Here is a 15,662-nt window from a genome sequence, read left to right on the forward strand (position 1 = left end):
GTGTTCGCCGCCTCGGGACGCGTCGGTTCGGGTTGCCGGGTTCGCTAGTTCGGGTTGTCGGGCTCGCTCGAAGCACGGAATCCCGCCGCCTTGTGCGAGCCGTCGCAGAACGGTTTGGTCGCCGACCTGCCGCAGCGGCACAGTGCCACCGTCGTCCTGCCCGGATCGATGGAACGCCCCTCCTGGGTCAGGATCGTGAACGCCCCGCGCAGCAGGAGCGGGCCGTTCTCGCATGGGGTCACCGTGACGACGTCATCTGGTTTGTCGTGCATTCCTGTTCGATGCCCGAGCCGTTCGGAAAGTAACGCCCGCGGTCCGGGCGTGAAACGGAGAACGCCCTGGTCGAGACCGTTCTCTCCGCAGGGCGCGGCGGTGGTGCTGACCCGTCGATATCGTGACAGCTCGGTGCCGGAACGGCTGAGTCATCGGGCCGACCACAACATCACGGTATCGCCCAGGTCGCTGCTGCCGGTGGCGAGGGTCGTCCCGTCCGGGCTGAAGGCCACCGAGTGAACAGAGCCGAGGCGGTCGGTGAGAACAGCGGTGTTTTCGCGACGAGCCACGTCCCACAACAGCACCGTGCGGAAGTCACCTGCGGCGAGGGTCGCCCCGTCCGGGCTGAAGGCCACCGAGTCGACATCGTCCCAGTGATCGGCGAGGACGGCGATGTTTTTACGGCCGGCCACGTCCCACAATCGCACCGTGTCGTCCCAGCTGCCGGTGGCGAGGGTCGCTCCGTCCGGGCTGAAGGCCACCGAGGTGACCTCTTCGGTGTGGCCGGTGAGGGTGGCGGCGGCTTCGCGACGGGCCACGTCCCACAACCGAACCGTTTTGTCATCGCTGCCGGTGGCGAGGATCGTCCCGTCCGGGCTGAAGGCCACCGATTGGACAGAGCTCATGTGCTCGGCGAAAGTCGCAATGGTTTCGCGACGGGCCACGTCCCACAACCGCACTCTCTTACCGTCGCCGCTGCCCGCGCCGGTGGCGAGGGTTGTCCCGTCCGGGCTGAAGGCCACCGATAAGACAGAGTCGGTGTGGCCGGTGAGGGTGGCAATGGTTTTGCGACGGGCCACGTCCCACAACCGAACCGTCTTGTCGGAGCTACCGGTGGCGAGGATCGTCCCGTCCGGGCTGAAGGCCACCGATTGGACAGAGCTCATGTGCTCGGCGAAAGTCGCAATGGTTTCGCGACGGGCCACGTCCCACAACCGCACTCTCTTACCGTCGCCGCTGCCCGCGCCGGTGGCGAGGGTTGTCCCGTCCGGGCTGAAGGCCACCGATAAGACAGAGTCGGTGTGGCCGGTGAGGGTGGCAATGGTTTTGCGACGGGCCACGTCCCACAACCGAACCGTCTTGTCGGAGCTACCGGTGGCGAGGATCGTCCCGTCCGGGCTGAAGGCCACCGACCAGATCAAGCCCTTGTGGCCGAGAGTCGCAATGGTTTCGCGGCCGGCCACGTCCCACAACCGCACCGTTTCGTCGCGGCTACCGGTGGCGAGGATCGTCCCGTCCGGGCTGAAGGCCACCGAGTGAACAGAGTCGGTGTGGCCGAAGAGGGCGGCAGAGGATTCGCGACGGGCCACGTCCGGCTGTCCCGCCGCCTTATCGTCGCTGCTGGTGAGGGCTATCGTGATCGGCACGCCGACGGCCGTGAGGGCGCCGAGCCCGGCCAGGAGCAGGACACGGCGCCGTGGCAGCCGGTGTCGTCCGTCGGTGGGTTCGCTGCCCGGCTTGATCATTTTCAACATGATAGGGAGGGCGAGGAACGCCGGAAGGAAAAGTCACGACAAGGGCATGTGATCGTGGCTCTTGGCGTGACGGACCGTGTCGAGGCGCTCGGACTCGCTGCCGGGTCGGCTCGCCGTTCTCCGAGTCGCCGAACGACGGCCGATCGACTCCCGGTGATTACCGGCGGTCATGATCCGCGTGGGTGATTATCACCTCGGCCATTGATCCCCCGTTGGCCCGGCAGTATGTTCCTCCCAACATCCGAGCACGCCTCATGTTTTGGGGGTTCTCACATGCATGCACGTCTCCGGCGGAAGATCACTGCTGCCTCCGCGGCCGCGATCCTCACGCTGGCTTCCCTCGTCGTGCCCGCATCGGCAGCGACCTTCACCCCCGCCGACTACTGCCTCGGCGAATGCGCGGACATCCTGCCGCCCGGCGAGAACGGCAACGCGACCCTGGTCGAGATTCTCGGCAACCAGGGGTTCGGCACGATGCCGCGACACAGCGACGACCAGCTCGGCAAGTACGCCGACCTCATCTCCGGCTACACCGGACTGACCGACGACCAGATCACCACGTTCTTCAACGACGGCTCCTTCGGCGTTCCGCAGGGGCAGGTGGAGAGCACGACCAGCCCCCGGCCGGACGTGAAGATCGTCCGCGACAAGGCGACGGGTGTCCCGCACATCACCGGGACGACCAGGCAGGGCACGATGTTCGGCGCCGGATACGCGGGCGCGCAGGACCGCCTGTGGGTGATGGACCTGATGCGGCACGTCGGCCGCGGCGAGCTGACGCCGTTCGCCGGCGGCGCGCCGGGCAACCGCGCCCTGGAGCAGAGCGCCTGGCGGAACTCCCCCTACACCGAGGCGGACCTCCAGGGGCAGATCACCAGGCTCAGGGACTCCGGCCCCCGGGGCGCGCAGCTCTACGCCGACGTGCGGGACTACGTGAGCGGGGTCAACGCCTACATCGACCGCTGCATGGCGAACCGCGACTGTCCCGGCGAGTACGTCCTGACCGGGCACATGGACGCGATCACCAACGCGGGCGGGCCCCAGGACTTCACCATGACCGACCTGATCGCGATCTCCGGGGTGATCGGCGGGCTGTTCGGCGGGGGCGGCGGCGCGGAGATGCAGTCCGCGCTGGTGCGGGTCGCGGCCCGGGCCAAGTACGGCACGGAGGCCGGCGACCGGGTCTGGTCGGCGTTCCGGTCGCAGAACGACCCGGAGGCCACGCTCACCCTGCACGACGGCCAGAGCTTCCCCTCCGGCAACGCGCCCGGCGCCACCGGAGCCGTCCTCCCCGACCCGGGGACGGCGCCCGTGGACATCACCGAGAACGAGAGCGGATCGGCCACCACCTCGACCTCCGCCGCGAAGGGCGTGCTGGACGGACTGCTCGTCGACAACTCCAAGCCCGGCATGTCCAACGCCGTGGTGGTGTCGGCGGAGGAGTCGGCGTCCGGGCACCCGATCGCGGTGTTCGGCCCGCAGACGGGCTACTTCGCCCCCCAGTTGCTCATGCTGCAGGAGATCTCCGGCCCCGGAATCCAGGCGCGCGGCGCGGCGTTCTCCGGGCTCAACTTCTACGTGCTGCTCGGCCGGGGCACGGACTACGCCTGGAGCGCGACCTCCAGCGGCCAGGACATCACCGACACCTACGCCCTCCAGCTCTGTGACCCGAGCGGCGCGGCGGTGACCACGGAGTCGGACCACTACCTCTACCACGGCACCTGCACGGCGATGGAGACGCTGAAGAAGACCAACGCGTGGAAGCCGAGCGTCGCCGACGCCACCGCCGCCGGCTCGTACGACCTGGTCGTGCAGCGCACGAAGTACGGGCTGGTGAGCTGGCGCGGCACCGTCGGCGGGCGGCCCACCGCCTTCACCACCCTGCGGTCGACCTACCAGCACGAGGCCGACTCGGCGATCGGGTTCCAGATGTTCAACGAGCCGGACCAGATGGGCGACGCGGCGGCGTTCACGAACTCCGCCTCCAAGATCGCCTTCGCGTTCAACTGGTTCTACGTGAACTCCTCCGACGCGGCGTACTTCATGTCGGGCAACGACCCGGTCAGGTCCGCGGTGTCCGACCCGAACCTCCCGATGCCGGCCGACGCGGCCCACGAGTGGGCGGGCTTCGATCCGTCCACCAACACCGCGACGTACAGGGATCCCGCCACCCACCCGCAGACGGCCGACCAGGACTACCTCGTCAGCTGGAACAACAAGCAGGCCAAGGACTACGGCGCCGCGGACGGCAACTTCAGCTTCGGGCCGATTCACCGGGCCGACCTGCTGGACGCCCCGGTCAAGGCGGCCCTGTCCGGATCCGGGAAGCTCGACCGGGCGGGCACCGTGAAGATCATGGCGGAGGCCGCCACGACCGACCTGCGCGGCAAGAAGGTCCTGCCCGACCTGCTCCGAGTGATCAACAGTGCGACCGTGACCGACCCGGCACTCGCCTCGGCGGTCTCCAAACTGTCCGCCTGGGCGGTGTCGGGAGCCAGGAGGCTCGAAACCACACCGGGCAGCAAGTCCTACGCGAACGCCGACGCGATCCGCGCGTTCGACGCGTGGTGGCCGAAACTCGTCAACGCGCAGTTCAAGCCCGGCCTGGGCGGCGGCCTGTACCAGTCACTGGTCAACGCCCTCCAGATCAACGAGTCACCCTCGGGCCACCAGCAGGGCGACGTCTCCAGCTTCCCCACCTCGGCGAACGAGGCCCAGACGCACAAGGGCTCGTCGTTCCAGTACGGCTGGTGGGGCTACGTGAGCAAGGACGTCCGGGCCGTGCTCGGCGACCCGGTCACCGGTCCGCTGCCCGCCAAGTACTGCGGGGACGGCACGGTGGCGGGCTGCCGCACGGTCCTGCTGAACAGCCTGTCGGCGGCGCTGGCGGAACCCGCGGCGACGACCTACCCGGCGGACGACGTGTGCGCGGCGGGCAACCAGTGGTGCGCCGACGCCGTCCGGCAGTCGCCGCTCGGCGGGATCAAGCAGGCGCTGATCTCCTGGCAGAACCGGCCGACCTACCAGCAGGTCGTGTCGTTCCCCGCCCACCGCGGTGACCCGATCGCCAACCTGGCGGGCGGAGGGGCGGTGAAGGCGTCCGAGTCCCAGCTCTTCTACCCGGCGAGCGCGGCCGTCGACGGCGACCCGACCACCCGCTGGGGAAGCGGGTGGAACGACAACCAGTACCTCCAGGTCGACCTCGGATCCATCAAGACCGTGGCCAGGGCGGTGCTGCGCTGGGAGGCGGCCTACGGGTCGGCGTACTCGATCCAGACGTCGCCCGACGGATCCACCTGGACCACCGTCCACTCCACCACCACCGGAAACGGCGGCGTGGACAACGTGACGTTCAGCCCGGTCAGCGCCCGCTACGTCCGCATGCAGGGCGTCAAGCGCGCGACGTCGTACGGCTACTCCCTCTACGAGCTGGAGGCCTACTCCCGGTGATGACGACGGGAGAAGAACGCTGAGATAGGCGAGACGGAATGGCGGCGGAGATATTCCGCCGCCATTCCGTGCGTATTACGTCATATCGTGGAATTCCATAGAAACCTGCTCCGGTTGAGATCCGGCGAAACTTTGCAGTGGGCGAGGGCGAGGCAGGCTCATTCGCGGTGCTCTGCGGTGCTATACGTGGAGGGTTCTCCTGAGCTGAGGATTGTGGCGCCTCGTGGTGTATCGACTGCCGCGTAGGTCCGCGGCGCCGCGATTCCCTTCGAGCGCCGAATGTCGAATATGGCAAATTGCTGCATTTGTTGGTTTTTTCTGGAGGTTCTCGTTGCCCGGTCGCTTTCGATGTGACAGGTCCGGTCGTTTGACCGCCCGGTCGACATGGGCGCTCGTGTGCGGCACGGTACTGGCTGTCGTGACCCTGGCCGCCGCCTGCGGAACGGACGTGGGGCCGCCGGACGCCGGGCCGCCGTCCGCCTCGCCGGAACCGGTCGCACCGGTCTCGGTGTCGGCGGCACATATGGCGCGATTGCCGCTCGCCACGACCTTCGCGAAGTTGCCGAAGGCGCCGCAGGACTCGGAGCCGTTCGAGCCCGCCGACGGGGTCGTGACACATCCCACGGTGCCGCAGGTGGTTTATACCCGTCCGGGTGGGCCGCCGGTGGCGGTGCTGCCCGTCACCGAGCTGGGAAGCCCGACGTGGGTTCCGGTGGTGCAGACGCAGCCGGGATGGGTGCGGGTTCTGCTGCCGAGCCGGCCGAACCGGTCGACGGGATGGATCCACGTCGCCGGTGGAGGGCTGCGGAACGCTTACAGCGCCTACCGAGTGCGAGTCGATCTGTCCGCTCACAGACTCACGGTGTTCGACACCACTCGCAGGCTGGGATCGTGGACGGTGGCCGTGGGCGCCCCTTCCACGCCCACGCCGACGGGACGGACGTTCCTGCTGGCCTCCCGGGCTCCCGCCCGTCCGACCTACAGTCCGCTGATCCTTCCGCTGGGCGCGCATTCGACCAGCTTTGACACCTTCGGTGGCGGGCCCGGCACGATCGCCCTGCACGGCTGGTCGGACGAGACCGTGTTCGGGCGTGGGATCAGCCACGGTTGTGTGCGGGTTCCCGCCGACGCGTTGCGCGTACTGTCCCGGGTGCCATTGGGCAGCCTCGTCATGATCACCGCCTGATCGCGGGCTTTTGTGTCGGGGGGAGCCGGAGCCGGTCATCCAGGGACATTTTGCGTGAGGCGAAGAATCCTACTATCGGGTGATTTCAGGATAGGGCTAAAGGATTAATTGATCTTTATTTTCAGTTTAAGCGACTCGTGTCCGAAATTGTTTATATCTCCAGGTAGCATGCGGATTCATGGGGCAGGGCTCTCGATTTTCGCGAACCACTGATCGCTCCACGGGGGGAACCTGAGATCGATCGGCGACTCATGCGGACGGACATTTCACCCTCGGTAAACGTGATGGCCGTGCGGCTCCAGGGCCCTTGCATAGGAGAAAGGTCCGCTAAATGAAAGCTATCTTTACTCGTGTCTCCCATAGGTCGCCCGGGTTTTCCACGCTGGCGGTGGGTCTCGCGCTTGTCCCCGCCGTGGCTCTGCTCATCACCGTGCAGCTCAGTGCGAGCGCCGCGGAACCGCGGGTGGATCTCAGAACCGCCGGCCGCTTCGCGGTTCTGGCCGGGGCCACGGTCACCAACACCGGTCCCAGCACCGTCATCGGAGATCTGGGCGTGAGCCCGGGAAGCGCGGTGACCGGTTTCCCTCCCGGCCTGGTGATCGGGGCACGGCACACCGCCGATGCCATCGCGCTGCGGGCAAAGTCCGACGTGACCACCGCGTACAACGACGCCGCCGGCCGGACCCCGGCCACCGGTGTCGCGGGCGATCTCGTTGGCCGGACGCTCGTTCCCGGCGTTTACAAGTCCACGTCCTCGCTCGGGCTGACCGGCACAGTCACCCTGGACGCCCAGGGCGACCCCAACGCCGTCTTCATCTTCCAGATCGCCTCCACACTCATCACCGGATCGGCCAGCAACGTCAACCTCATCGGTGGCGCGCAGCCGTGCAACGTCTTCTGGCAGGTGGGTAGCTCCGCGACACTGGGAACGAACTCCGTCTTCGTGGGCAACATCCTTGCCCTGACGTCGATCTCGGTGACAACCGGCGCCACCATCGACGGCCGGGTACTGGCCCGTAACGGTCAGGTCAGCCTCGACACCAACACGATCATCAGGGTCAACTGCGCGCCGCCGACGGTGAGTCCGACGGTGACGGTGAGTCCTACCGTGACGGTGAGTCCGACCGTGAGTCCTACGGTGACGGTGAGCCCGACGGTCAGTCCTACGGTGACGGTCAGTCCTACGGTCAGTCCGACGGTGACGGTGAGTCCGACCGTCAGTCCGACCGTGACGGTGAGCCCGACGGTGAGCCCGACGGTGACGGTGAGTCCGACCGTGAGTCCTACGGTGACGGTCAGTCCGACCGTGACGGTCAGTCCTACGGTGACGGTGAGCCCGACGGTAACGGTGAGCCCTACGGTGACGGTCAGTCCTACGGTGACGGTCAGTCCTACGGTGACGGTCAGTCCTACGGTGACGGTGAGCCCGACGGTGAGTCCGACCGTGACGGTCAGCCCGACGGTGAGTCCGACCGTGACGGTCAGCCCGACGGTGAGTCCGACGGCGACGGTGACGCCGACGGTAACGCCGAGGCCTACACCGGCCGAGCCCGGTCACGGCACCAACAACAGCAATAACAACAACAACGGCAGCGGCAGCGGCCGTGAGCACGGGCGCGGCCGTGAGTACTGGCACGGCCGCGGGCATGGGCACGGGCATTGCCACGGGCACAGGCACGGCCGTTGCCGGGGCCACGGCCACGAAGGGCTGGCGCCGGCGCCCGCTCCCAGACCGGTCAACAAGAACTTTCCTGTAACCGGCTGAAGGCTCCATCCCGTCGGTCCTCGCTGACCCCGTCGGCGCTGTCCGACACCGCCCGTGTCCCGCAGGTCGGCGGCCATGATCCGGGACAGCGCCTCGCCGCCGGCGAACCGTCCGGGAGCCTGGACTCAGAACAGGCCCCGGGCGATCGGCTGTCGAACGGTTCCCGGCAACGCGGCTCATCCGGGTTTCCGACGGGTGAGCCGCCCGGCGGTGGGGATCAGGCGGGAGAGGATGTCAAAGCAGCTTGTCCAGGGTGATGGGCAGGTCGCGCACCCGTTTGCCGGTCGCGTGGTGGATCGCGTTCGCGATCGCGGCGGCGGTGCCGGTGATGCTCACCTCGCCCACGCCGACCAGGCCCAGGGGCATGGTCGGATCGGGCTCGTCCAGGCAGTGGATGTCGATCGGCGGGATGTCGGCGTGCACCGGGACGTGGTACTCGGCCAGGCCGGGGTTCATGATCCGGCCGTTGCGCGGGTCGACGAGCGTCTCCTCCGACAGCGCCATGCCGATCCCCATCACGATGCCGCCGCGGAGCTGGCTGCCGACCGTCTTCGCGTTGATCACCGTGCCGACGTCGAACGCCCCGAGCCAGCGGGACACCCGCACCTCGCCGGTGTCCGGGTCGACGCGCACCTCGCAGAACTGCGCCCCGCACGCGGCCTTCACCCAGCGCCGCCTGTCGAGCAGGAGCTTCGACATGAACCGGACCTGCCCGGCCACCTCACCGACCCGGGTCTCGGACCCGACGCGGGCGTCGACGGAAGGCACGCCCGCCCGGGCCAGGATCGCCACGTAGGTCTCGCCCGGACCCGTTCCACCCGCCCAGAGCCCGCCGTCCCGGGCTTCGAGACCGTTCAGCCGCCGCCCTCGCAACGGCGACTCGCTCGACCGTCTGGCCAGGGCGAGCACCGACCGCTTCAGCTTCTCGCATGCGGTCAGAAGGCTCGCGGCCACGCTCGCGGTCTGCCCTGACCCGCCTGCGCCCGGTCCGGTGGGCAGGGTCGAATCGCCGTACTCCACCCGTACGGCGTCGAACGGCACGCCGAGCGCGTCGGCGGCGATCTGGGCCTGAGCGGTCGCCCCGCCCATGCCCATCTCGTGAAAGCCGCACCGCACCACGACGGTGCCGTCGACCGCCAGCCGTACCGTGACGTTGGCGCTGAACTGCCACGACGGGTGGTACGCCGAGGCGACGCCCATGCCGACGAGCCACCTGCCGTCCCGCATCGAGCCCGGTTGCGGAGTCCGGCCGGACCAGCCGAACTTCTCCGCCCCGAGTGCGTAGGCCTCGCGCAGCATCCGGTGCGCGAACCTCTTGCCGTCGATCGGGTTCCTCGACGGCTCGTTCCGCATCCGCAGCTCGATCGGATCGAGATCGAGCTTGTAGGCCAGTTCGTCGACCGCCGTCTCCAGCGCGAAGGTCCCGATCGACTCGCCGGGCGCGCGCATGACCGTGTTCGAGAGCGCGTCCAGCTCGACGAGGTTCTGCTGGAGGAGGATGTTCGCGGCGTCATAGAGGTGGCGCGACTGCGAGGTCACCTGCTCGGGGCCGCCGCCGACCCGTCCGGTCTGCGTCACGCTGGTATGGATCAGCGCGGTCAGCTTACCGTCCGCGTCGGCGCCCAGCGCGACCCGCTGCGTCGAGGGGGTGCGCCCGCCGACCGTTCGGTAGACCCCTTCCCGGGTGAGCATCATCCGCACCGGCCGGCCGGTCACTCGCGCCGCCAGCACCGTCAGGATCGTGCCGGCCCAGACCATGCTCTTGCCGCCGAAGGCACCGCCGACGTACGGCGAGATCACCCGCACGCCCTCCACCGGGACGTCGAACCTCCGGGCGAGCTGCTTGCGGGTCCAGGCGATGTTCTGCGTTCCCTCGTGGACGGTCAGCCGGTCGCCGTCCCACGCCGCCGTGGTCGAGTGCGGCTCGATCGCGTTGTGGTGGTGCGGCGGCGTGGTGAACCGCAGGTCCACCGAGAACGGTGCCGCCGCGAGCGCGGCCTCCGCGTCGCCCTTCCTGGCCCCGCCCGACTGGATCGGGCTGTTCTTCTGAGGGACGGCGTTCTTCTCCTCGCCGGTGAAGTCCACCGTGGCGGGCAGTTCCCGGTAGGTGACCCGGACCAGGGCCGCGGCCCGCAGAGCGGCGTCCAGGGTCTCCGCGACGACGACCGCCACCGGCTGGCCGTTCCAGTGCACCTCGTCGGTGTTGAGATAGTTGACCGACGTCCCGGTGGCGAGCGTGCTCAGGTCCATCACACTCATCGCCGGGGGCGGCTTCATCGCCGGTGCGTTCAGATGGGTGATCACCGCGAGCACGCCCGTGATCGCGGAGGCGTCCGCGGTGTCGATGCCGGTGATCCGGCCCCGGGCGATCGTCGCGTACACCAGTGCGGCGTGCGCGATGTCGGGGTACGGGAACTCGGCCGAGAAGCGGGCCGCGCCGGTCGTCTTGGCCTTGCCGTCGACCCGGTCGATCGGCCTGCCGACGCTGCGCTCGGCCGTCGCGCTTCGGGGTGGGCTCTGCACCTGGGACGTCCGGGACGCCTGGGTCCGGGTCATGCCGCGCTCCCATCGGTGAGCAGTTGCCGCAGCGTCGCGACGATCGCGCGCTGTGCCAGCTCGATCTTGAAGGTGTTCTGGGGCAGGCCGACCGCGGGCGCGAGCTCGGCCGCGGCCGCCCGCCGGAACGACTCCTCGGTGGCCGGCGCGCCGAGCAGGACCCGCTCCGCCTCGTGTGCCCGCCACGGCTTGGCGGCGACACCGCCGAGGGCCAGCCGGACGGCGGTCACCGTACCGTCCTGGACCTCCAGGGCGGCGGCGACGGAGACCAGGGCGAAGGCGTACGACGCCCGATCCCGCACCTTGCGATAGCGCGAGTTCGCGGCGACGGACGACGCCGGCAGTTCGACCGCCGTGATCAGCTCATCGGTGGCCAGCGCGGTTTCGACGTGCGGCGCGTCGCCGGGGAGCCGATGGAATTCGACCAGAGGGATGCGCCGGATCCCGCGCACGCTTTCCACCTCGACCACGGCGTCGAGCGCGGCCAGCGCGACGCACATGTCCGAGGGGTGCACCGCTATGCAGCTGTCGCTCGCGCCGAGGATGGCGTGATTGCGGTTGAACCCTCCGAGCGCGTCACATCCGCTGCCCGGCTCGCGCTTGTTGCAGGCGGCCGCGCCGTCGTAGAAGTAGAGGCAGCGGGTGCGCTGCAACAGGTTCCCGCCGACCGTGGCCATGTTCCGCAGCTGCGCCGAGGCACCGGTGAGGATCGCCCGGGACAGCAGCGGATAACGGGTCCGGATCAGCAGGTCGGCGGCGAGGCGGCTGTTGCGGACCAGCGCTCCGATCCGGACGCCACCGCCGGGCAGTTCCTCGATCTCGGTCAGGGGAAGCCTGGTGATGTCGATGATCGTGTCGGGCCGCTCGATGTGCTCGCGCATCAGGTCGACGAGGTTCGTCCCGCCGCCGAGGAACTTCGCGTTGGGCTCCGTCGAGATCGCGTGGACCGCCGTGGCGACGTCGGGGGCGCTCACGTAGGAGAACGGCCTCATCGCACGGTCTCCGTCGCGGCGACTTCCTGGATGGCGCTGACGATTCCGTTGTAGGCGCCGCATCGGCACAGGTTGCCGCTCATCCGTTCCCTGATCTCCGCGTCCGACAGCTCGCCGGTCGCGCAGAGGTGCTCGGTCACGGCGCTCGGCGTTCCCGCGTCGTGCTCGGCCAGCATCCCGATCGCCGAGCAGATCTGGCCGGAGGTGCAGTAGCCGCACTGGAAGCCGTCGTTCCTGATGAACGCCTTCTGCAGCGGGTGCGCGTGTTCGCCGTCGGCGATTCCCTCGATCGTGGTGATCTCGCGGTCCGCGTACTGCACGGCGAGGGCCAGGCAGGAGTTGATCCGCTCGCCGTCGGCGAGCACCGTGCACGCGCCGCAGGCGCCCCGGTCGCAGCCCTTCTTCGTACCGGTCAGGCCAAGGTGTTCGCGCAGCGCGTCGAGCAGGCTGACCTGCGGTGGGAGATCGAGTGACTCGGTTGTTCCATTGACCCGTATCCGTATCTCGACCATGTGTTCCCCTACTCGTGACGGTATTCCGGCACCCGCTCCCTCTGAACCGGTACCCGCTCCGCCTGAATACTCGCCGACGCTAACAGAACGACGTCCTCTTAACAAGAGGACGATGTTCTCTTAAGCTCGCCGTATGCTTGCTGGGAAATGACGGAGCAGGCATTCGTGCGGGCCAGGCGGCCCGAGCACAAGCAGCAGCGGCGCGAGGCGCTCCTCGCCGCCGCGCGCGAACTCGCCCTCCAGTCCGGGGTGCGCAACGTCAGCCTGGGCAGTGTCGCGGCGGCCGTGGGGCTGGCGAAGTCCAATGTGGCGCGCTACTTCGGCACCCGCGAGGAGATCTACCTCGAACTCACCGCCGAGGAGTGGCAGGACTGGCAGAACGCGGTCACCGAGCGGCTGCGAGACGTCACCGGGCCGGACGACGTCATCGCGGCCCTGGCGGAGACGATCGAGGTGCGGCCGCTGTTCTGCGATCTGCTCGGCCACGTGTCGACCAGCCTGGAGCACAACGTCTCCGTTCCGGCGGCCCGTGCCTTCAAGCGGATCACGCTGCGCGTCATCGCGGAGCTCGGCGCGCGGGTCGCGGAGGCTCACCCCGACCTGACCGAGAAGGAGGGGGGCGAGGTGGTCGCGATGGCCACGGCTCTCGCCGGGGTCCTCTATCCGGTCGCCAACCCGTCTCCGGCGCTGGTCGAGCTCTACGCGCAGGACCCGGACATCGCCGCGCTGTGCCCGCCGTTCCTGCCGACGCTGAAGCGGGCGCTCACGGCGCTCGCCGCCGGTCTTCCGGCACTGCGCTGAGCCGGTACGGCCGCCCTCGTGGCCGGACCCCGGCTGACCCGTCTCGGCGTCTGGGCGGGGTCAGATGAGTTCGAGGCCGCCGTCGACGGTGACGACCTGGCCGGTGAGCCAGGGGGCGGTGGGGTCGCCGAGGCGGAGGACCCAGCCGGCGACCTCGTGGGGTTCGCCCAGGCGGCCCAGGGGGATGCGGCCGATCTCATGCTCGTACATCTCCTCGACGACGGCGTCGGAGAGGCCCGCGCTGGTCAGGACCTCGGTCCGGACGGGGCCGGAGGCGACGGCGTTGACCCGGACGCGGTCGTCGGTGAGTTCGAGCGCCCAGCTGCGGGTGAGGTGCTCCAGGGCGCTCTTGGAGGCGGCGTAGTGGGCCGCGCCGGGCTGTGGCCGGTGGCCGTAGGTGCTGGAGAGGTTGACGATCGAGCCGTGAGCCCGGCGCAGGTGGGGCAGGGCCGCCTGGGCGAGCATGGTGGGCGCGGTGACGTTGAGGTCGAACAGGTCGGTGACGCGTGAGGCTGTCGCCTCGGCGAGCGACATCACGGCGAAGCCGCCGGCGTTGTTCACCAGCACGTCCACCCGGCCCCAGCGGTCGACCGCCGCGTCGACGATCGCTTCCGGCGCCTGCTCGGCGCGGATGTCGGCGGCGAAGGCGGCGATGCCGGGATGCTCCCGGGCGGTCTCGTCCAGTGGGTCCCGGCGGCGGCCGACACCGAGGACATGCGCTCCGGCCTGGGCGAACGCGATCGCGATGGCGCGGCCGATCCCGGATCCGGCCCCGGTGACGATCACGGTTTTACCCGCGAGCTGATGGGCGGATTGGTCCTTTGTCATCGTCATGCCTTTGTTCGATGTTTCATGAACTTCGAACGAAGGTATCACGGCTGTTGGGAGAGGCGTGCGTCGCCCCGAGGCCGCACCATGTGCGGAGAATCGCACCCTGACGTCACAACGGCGACGGCCATGCGAATCCACTCTCGGATTCGCATGGCCGTCGTCTGCCGCCGGGGCGATCAGGGAGATCGCCGGTGAGGCTCGCCCTCTCGCCCGGACGGCGATGGGAACGCCGCCGGTAGGGGCGGAAATCACCAGGTGGTGGGCTTGCCCTTCCGGTAGAGCCAGACGTCGAAGAAGGTCTTCAGGTTCTTGCCCGAGACGCTCGAAGCCTGGTGGATGAAGTCGGCGGTGCTCACGTTGCCGTACTTGTGCTTGGCGGCCCAGTCCTTGACGAGCTTGAAGAAGGCGGTGTCGCCGATCTTGCCGCGCAGCGCGTGCAGCGTCATCGCGCCGCGGTTGTACGGCACGTCGCCGAACAGGTCGGCCGTGCCGGGGTCGGCGGTGACGGTCTGCCAGAACGGCGCGGCCGCGTCCCGGCCGTAGTTGTCGCTACTGTCGAACGTCTGCTGCGCCGTGGCCCCTCCGTTGTGCTCGGTCCACAGCCACTGGGCGTAGGTGGCGAAGCCCTCGTTGAGCCAGATGTCGGACCACCGCTTGGGCGACACGCTGTCGCCGTACCACTGGTGCGCGATCTCGTGCGCCATCGTGCTGAGGCTCGGGGCGCTGGAGAAGATCGGCTTGGTCTGGCTCTCAAGGGCGTAGCCGACGTTCGGCGCGCGGTCGACGATCGCTCCCGCCGAGGCGAACGGATACGGCCCGAAGAGCGAGGTGAAGTACCCGATGATGTCCGGGATCCTCGCGACGACGGCCGCCGACTGGGTCGCCAGCGCGGGGTCGACCGCGGTGTAGACGGGGATCCCGCCGGGCGTCTTCGAGGTGGCGACCTTGAACTTGCCGATGGTCACCGTGGCGAGATAGGTCGCCATGGGTTCGGTCGAGTCCCACACGAACGTCGTCCGGCCCTTGCGGGTCTTCTGCGAGAGCAGCTGGCCGTTGCCGACCGCTGTGACGCCCTCCGGCACGGTCGCGTGGAAGGTGAAGGTCGCCTTGTCCGTCGGGTGGTCGTTGGACGGGATCCACGCCGGAGTGCCCTGCGGCTCGCCCGGCACGAACGCGCCGTCGTCGGTCGGCACCCAGCCCTCGATGGAGCCGTCCGGGTCCGTGATGACCGGCGGCGTCCCGGCGTACTTCACGACCACCGTGAAGGACTTCCTGTTCTTGAGCTTCAGGCGCGGCGTCACGACGAGCTCCTGCCCGTCCCGCCGGAACGAGGCCCTGTGCCTGTCCACGTTCAGGTCGGTGATCTTCGGGCCCCGGAAGTCGAGGTTGAACCGGTCCAGGTCCTGGGTCGCGGTCGCGGTGATCGTCGTGGTGGCGTCCATGCGCTTGGTGGCCGGGTCGTAGGAGAACGCGACGTCGTAGTGCTTCACATCGAAGCCCCCGTTGCCCTGGGCGGGGAAGTACGGGTCGCCGATGCCGGCCGCACCCGCCGAGTGGCGCGGGTCACCGGGCTTTCCGGGAGCGGCAAGAGCGGGGTGCGCCAACGGGGCACTCGCCAGAACGCACAGCGCGGCCGCGAGGGCCGTGCCGCGGATGCTGCGGGGTCTCATGCGGTTCCTTTCATCGGTTCCGGCCGGACGATAACCCGGTCTGAACACACTCGCACAACGAGAGGACGGAGTCAGCTCACGGTGGTGCACAGCGGGATACCGCAGGTGGGTGGCATGATCCGCACTCATCGGGGCGAACCCGTCCGGCTCA

At 69.0% G+C, this 15,662-nt stretch carries 11 protein-coding genes; 4 read left to right on the forward strand and 7 right to left on the reverse strand.

Annotation, left to right across the window (positions count from 1 at the left end; genetic code table 11):
- Nucleotides 1-44: 44 nt before the first annotated feature.
- Both J2853_RS38920 and J2853_RS38925 read right to left on the reverse strand, forming a co-directional pair.
- Nucleotides 45-272: a CDGSH iron-sulfur domain-containing protein gene (locus J2853_RS38920; RefSeq protein WP_307566196.1), complete on the reverse strand. Its 228-nt coding sequence runs from the start codon at nt 270-272 to the stop codon at nt 45-47.
- A gap of 150 nt (nt 273-422) precedes the next feature.
- Complete coding sequence (locus J2853_RS38925; protein ID WP_370879555.1) at nt 423-1,640, reverse strand: WD40 repeat domain-containing protein; 1,218 nt, start codon at nt 1,638-1,640, stop codon at nt 423-425.
- Nucleotides 1,641-2,021: 381 nt separating this feature from the next.
- On the opposite strand from J2853_RS38925, the gene J2853_RS38930 reads away from it, so the two are divergent.
- The 3 genes from J2853_RS38930 to J2853_RS38940 all read left to right on the forward strand — a co-directional run bounded on the left by J2853_RS38930 (nt 2,022) and on the right by J2853_RS38940 (nt 8,149).
- Entirely contained in the window at nt 2,022-5,198 is a 3,177-nt protein-coding gene (locus J2853_RS38930; RefSeq protein ID WP_307566200.1) for a penicillin acylase family protein, read from the forward strand.
- 367 nt (nt 5,199-5,565) lie between these two features.
- Nucleotides 5,566-6,384 carry a L,D-transpeptidase gene (locus J2853_RS38935; RefSeq protein ID WP_307566202.1) on the forward strand — a complete coding sequence of 273 codons (819 nt, stop codon included), beginning with the start codon at nt 5,566-5,568 and terminating at the stop codon, nt 6,382-6,384.
- A gap of 388 nt (nt 6,385-6,772) precedes the next feature.
- Nucleotides 6,773-8,149 carry an ice-binding family protein gene (locus J2853_RS38940; RefSeq protein ID WP_307566204.1) on the forward strand — a complete coding sequence of 459 codons (1,377 nt, stop codon included), beginning with the start codon at nt 6,773-6,775 and terminating at the stop codon, nt 8,147-8,149.
- A gap of 234 nt (nt 8,150-8,383) precedes the next feature.
- On the opposite strand, the gene J2853_RS38945 is transcribed toward J2853_RS38940, so the two are convergent.
- Genes J2853_RS38945 through J2853_RS38955 form a run of 3 tightly spaced genes read right to left on the reverse strand, consistent with a single transcriptional unit; the run spans nt 8,384 to nt 12,209 of the window.
- The gene (locus tag J2853_RS38945) at nt 8,384-10,705 is read right to left on the reverse strand and encodes a xanthine dehydrogenase family protein molybdopterin-binding subunit (RefSeq protein WP_307566206.1); all 2,322 of its coding nucleotides are present in this window, start codon (nt 10,703-10,705) and stop codon (nt 8,384-8,386) included.
- The gene (locus tag J2853_RS38950) at nt 10,702-11,697 is read right to left on the reverse strand and encodes an FAD binding domain-containing protein (protein ID WP_307566208.1); all 996 of its coding nucleotides are present in this window, start codon (nt 11,695-11,697) and stop codon (nt 10,702-10,704) included. Before J2853_RS38950 ends, J2853_RS38945 begins: the two co-directional genes overlap by 4 nt.
- The gene (locus J2853_RS38955; protein ID WP_307566210.1) at nt 11,694-12,209 is read right to left on the reverse strand and encodes a (2Fe-2S)-binding protein; all 516 of its coding nucleotides are present in this window, start codon (nt 12,207-12,209) and stop codon (nt 11,694-11,696) included. The genes J2853_RS38950 and J2853_RS38955 overlap by 4 nt, the downstream gene beginning before the upstream one ends.
- Nucleotides 12,210-12,356: 147 nt before the next feature.
- On the opposite strand from J2853_RS38955, the gene J2853_RS38960 reads away from it, so the two are divergent.
- Nucleotides 12,357-13,010 (forward strand): TetR/AcrR family transcriptional regulator, encoded by a 654-nt coding sequence (locus J2853_RS38960; protein WP_307566212.1) that lies wholly within the window; start codon nt 12,357-12,359, stop codon nt 13,008-13,010.
- A 60-nt stretch (nt 13,011-13,070) separates the two neighbouring features.
- Here the strand turns inward: J2853_RS38960 and J2853_RS38965 are convergent, their stop codons facing one another.
- Entirely contained in the window at nt 13,071-13,838 is a 768-nt protein-coding gene (locus tag J2853_RS38965) for an SDR family NAD(P)-dependent oxidoreductase (protein ID WP_307566214.1), read from the reverse strand.
- A gap of 251 nt (nt 13,839-14,089) precedes the next feature.
- On the reverse strand, nt 14,090-15,511 hold the full coding sequence (locus J2853_RS38970; protein ID WP_307566216.1) for a M1 family metallopeptidase: 1,422 nt from the start codon (nt 15,509-15,511) through the stop codon (nt 14,090-14,092).
- Nucleotides 15,512-15,662: the final 151 nt, after the last annotated feature.

The sequence above is a fragment of the Streptosporangium lutulentum genome (assembly GCF_030811455.1).
Lineage (GTDB): Bacteria > Actinomycetota > Actinomycetes > Streptosporangiales > Streptosporangiaceae > Streptosporangium > Streptosporangium lutulentum.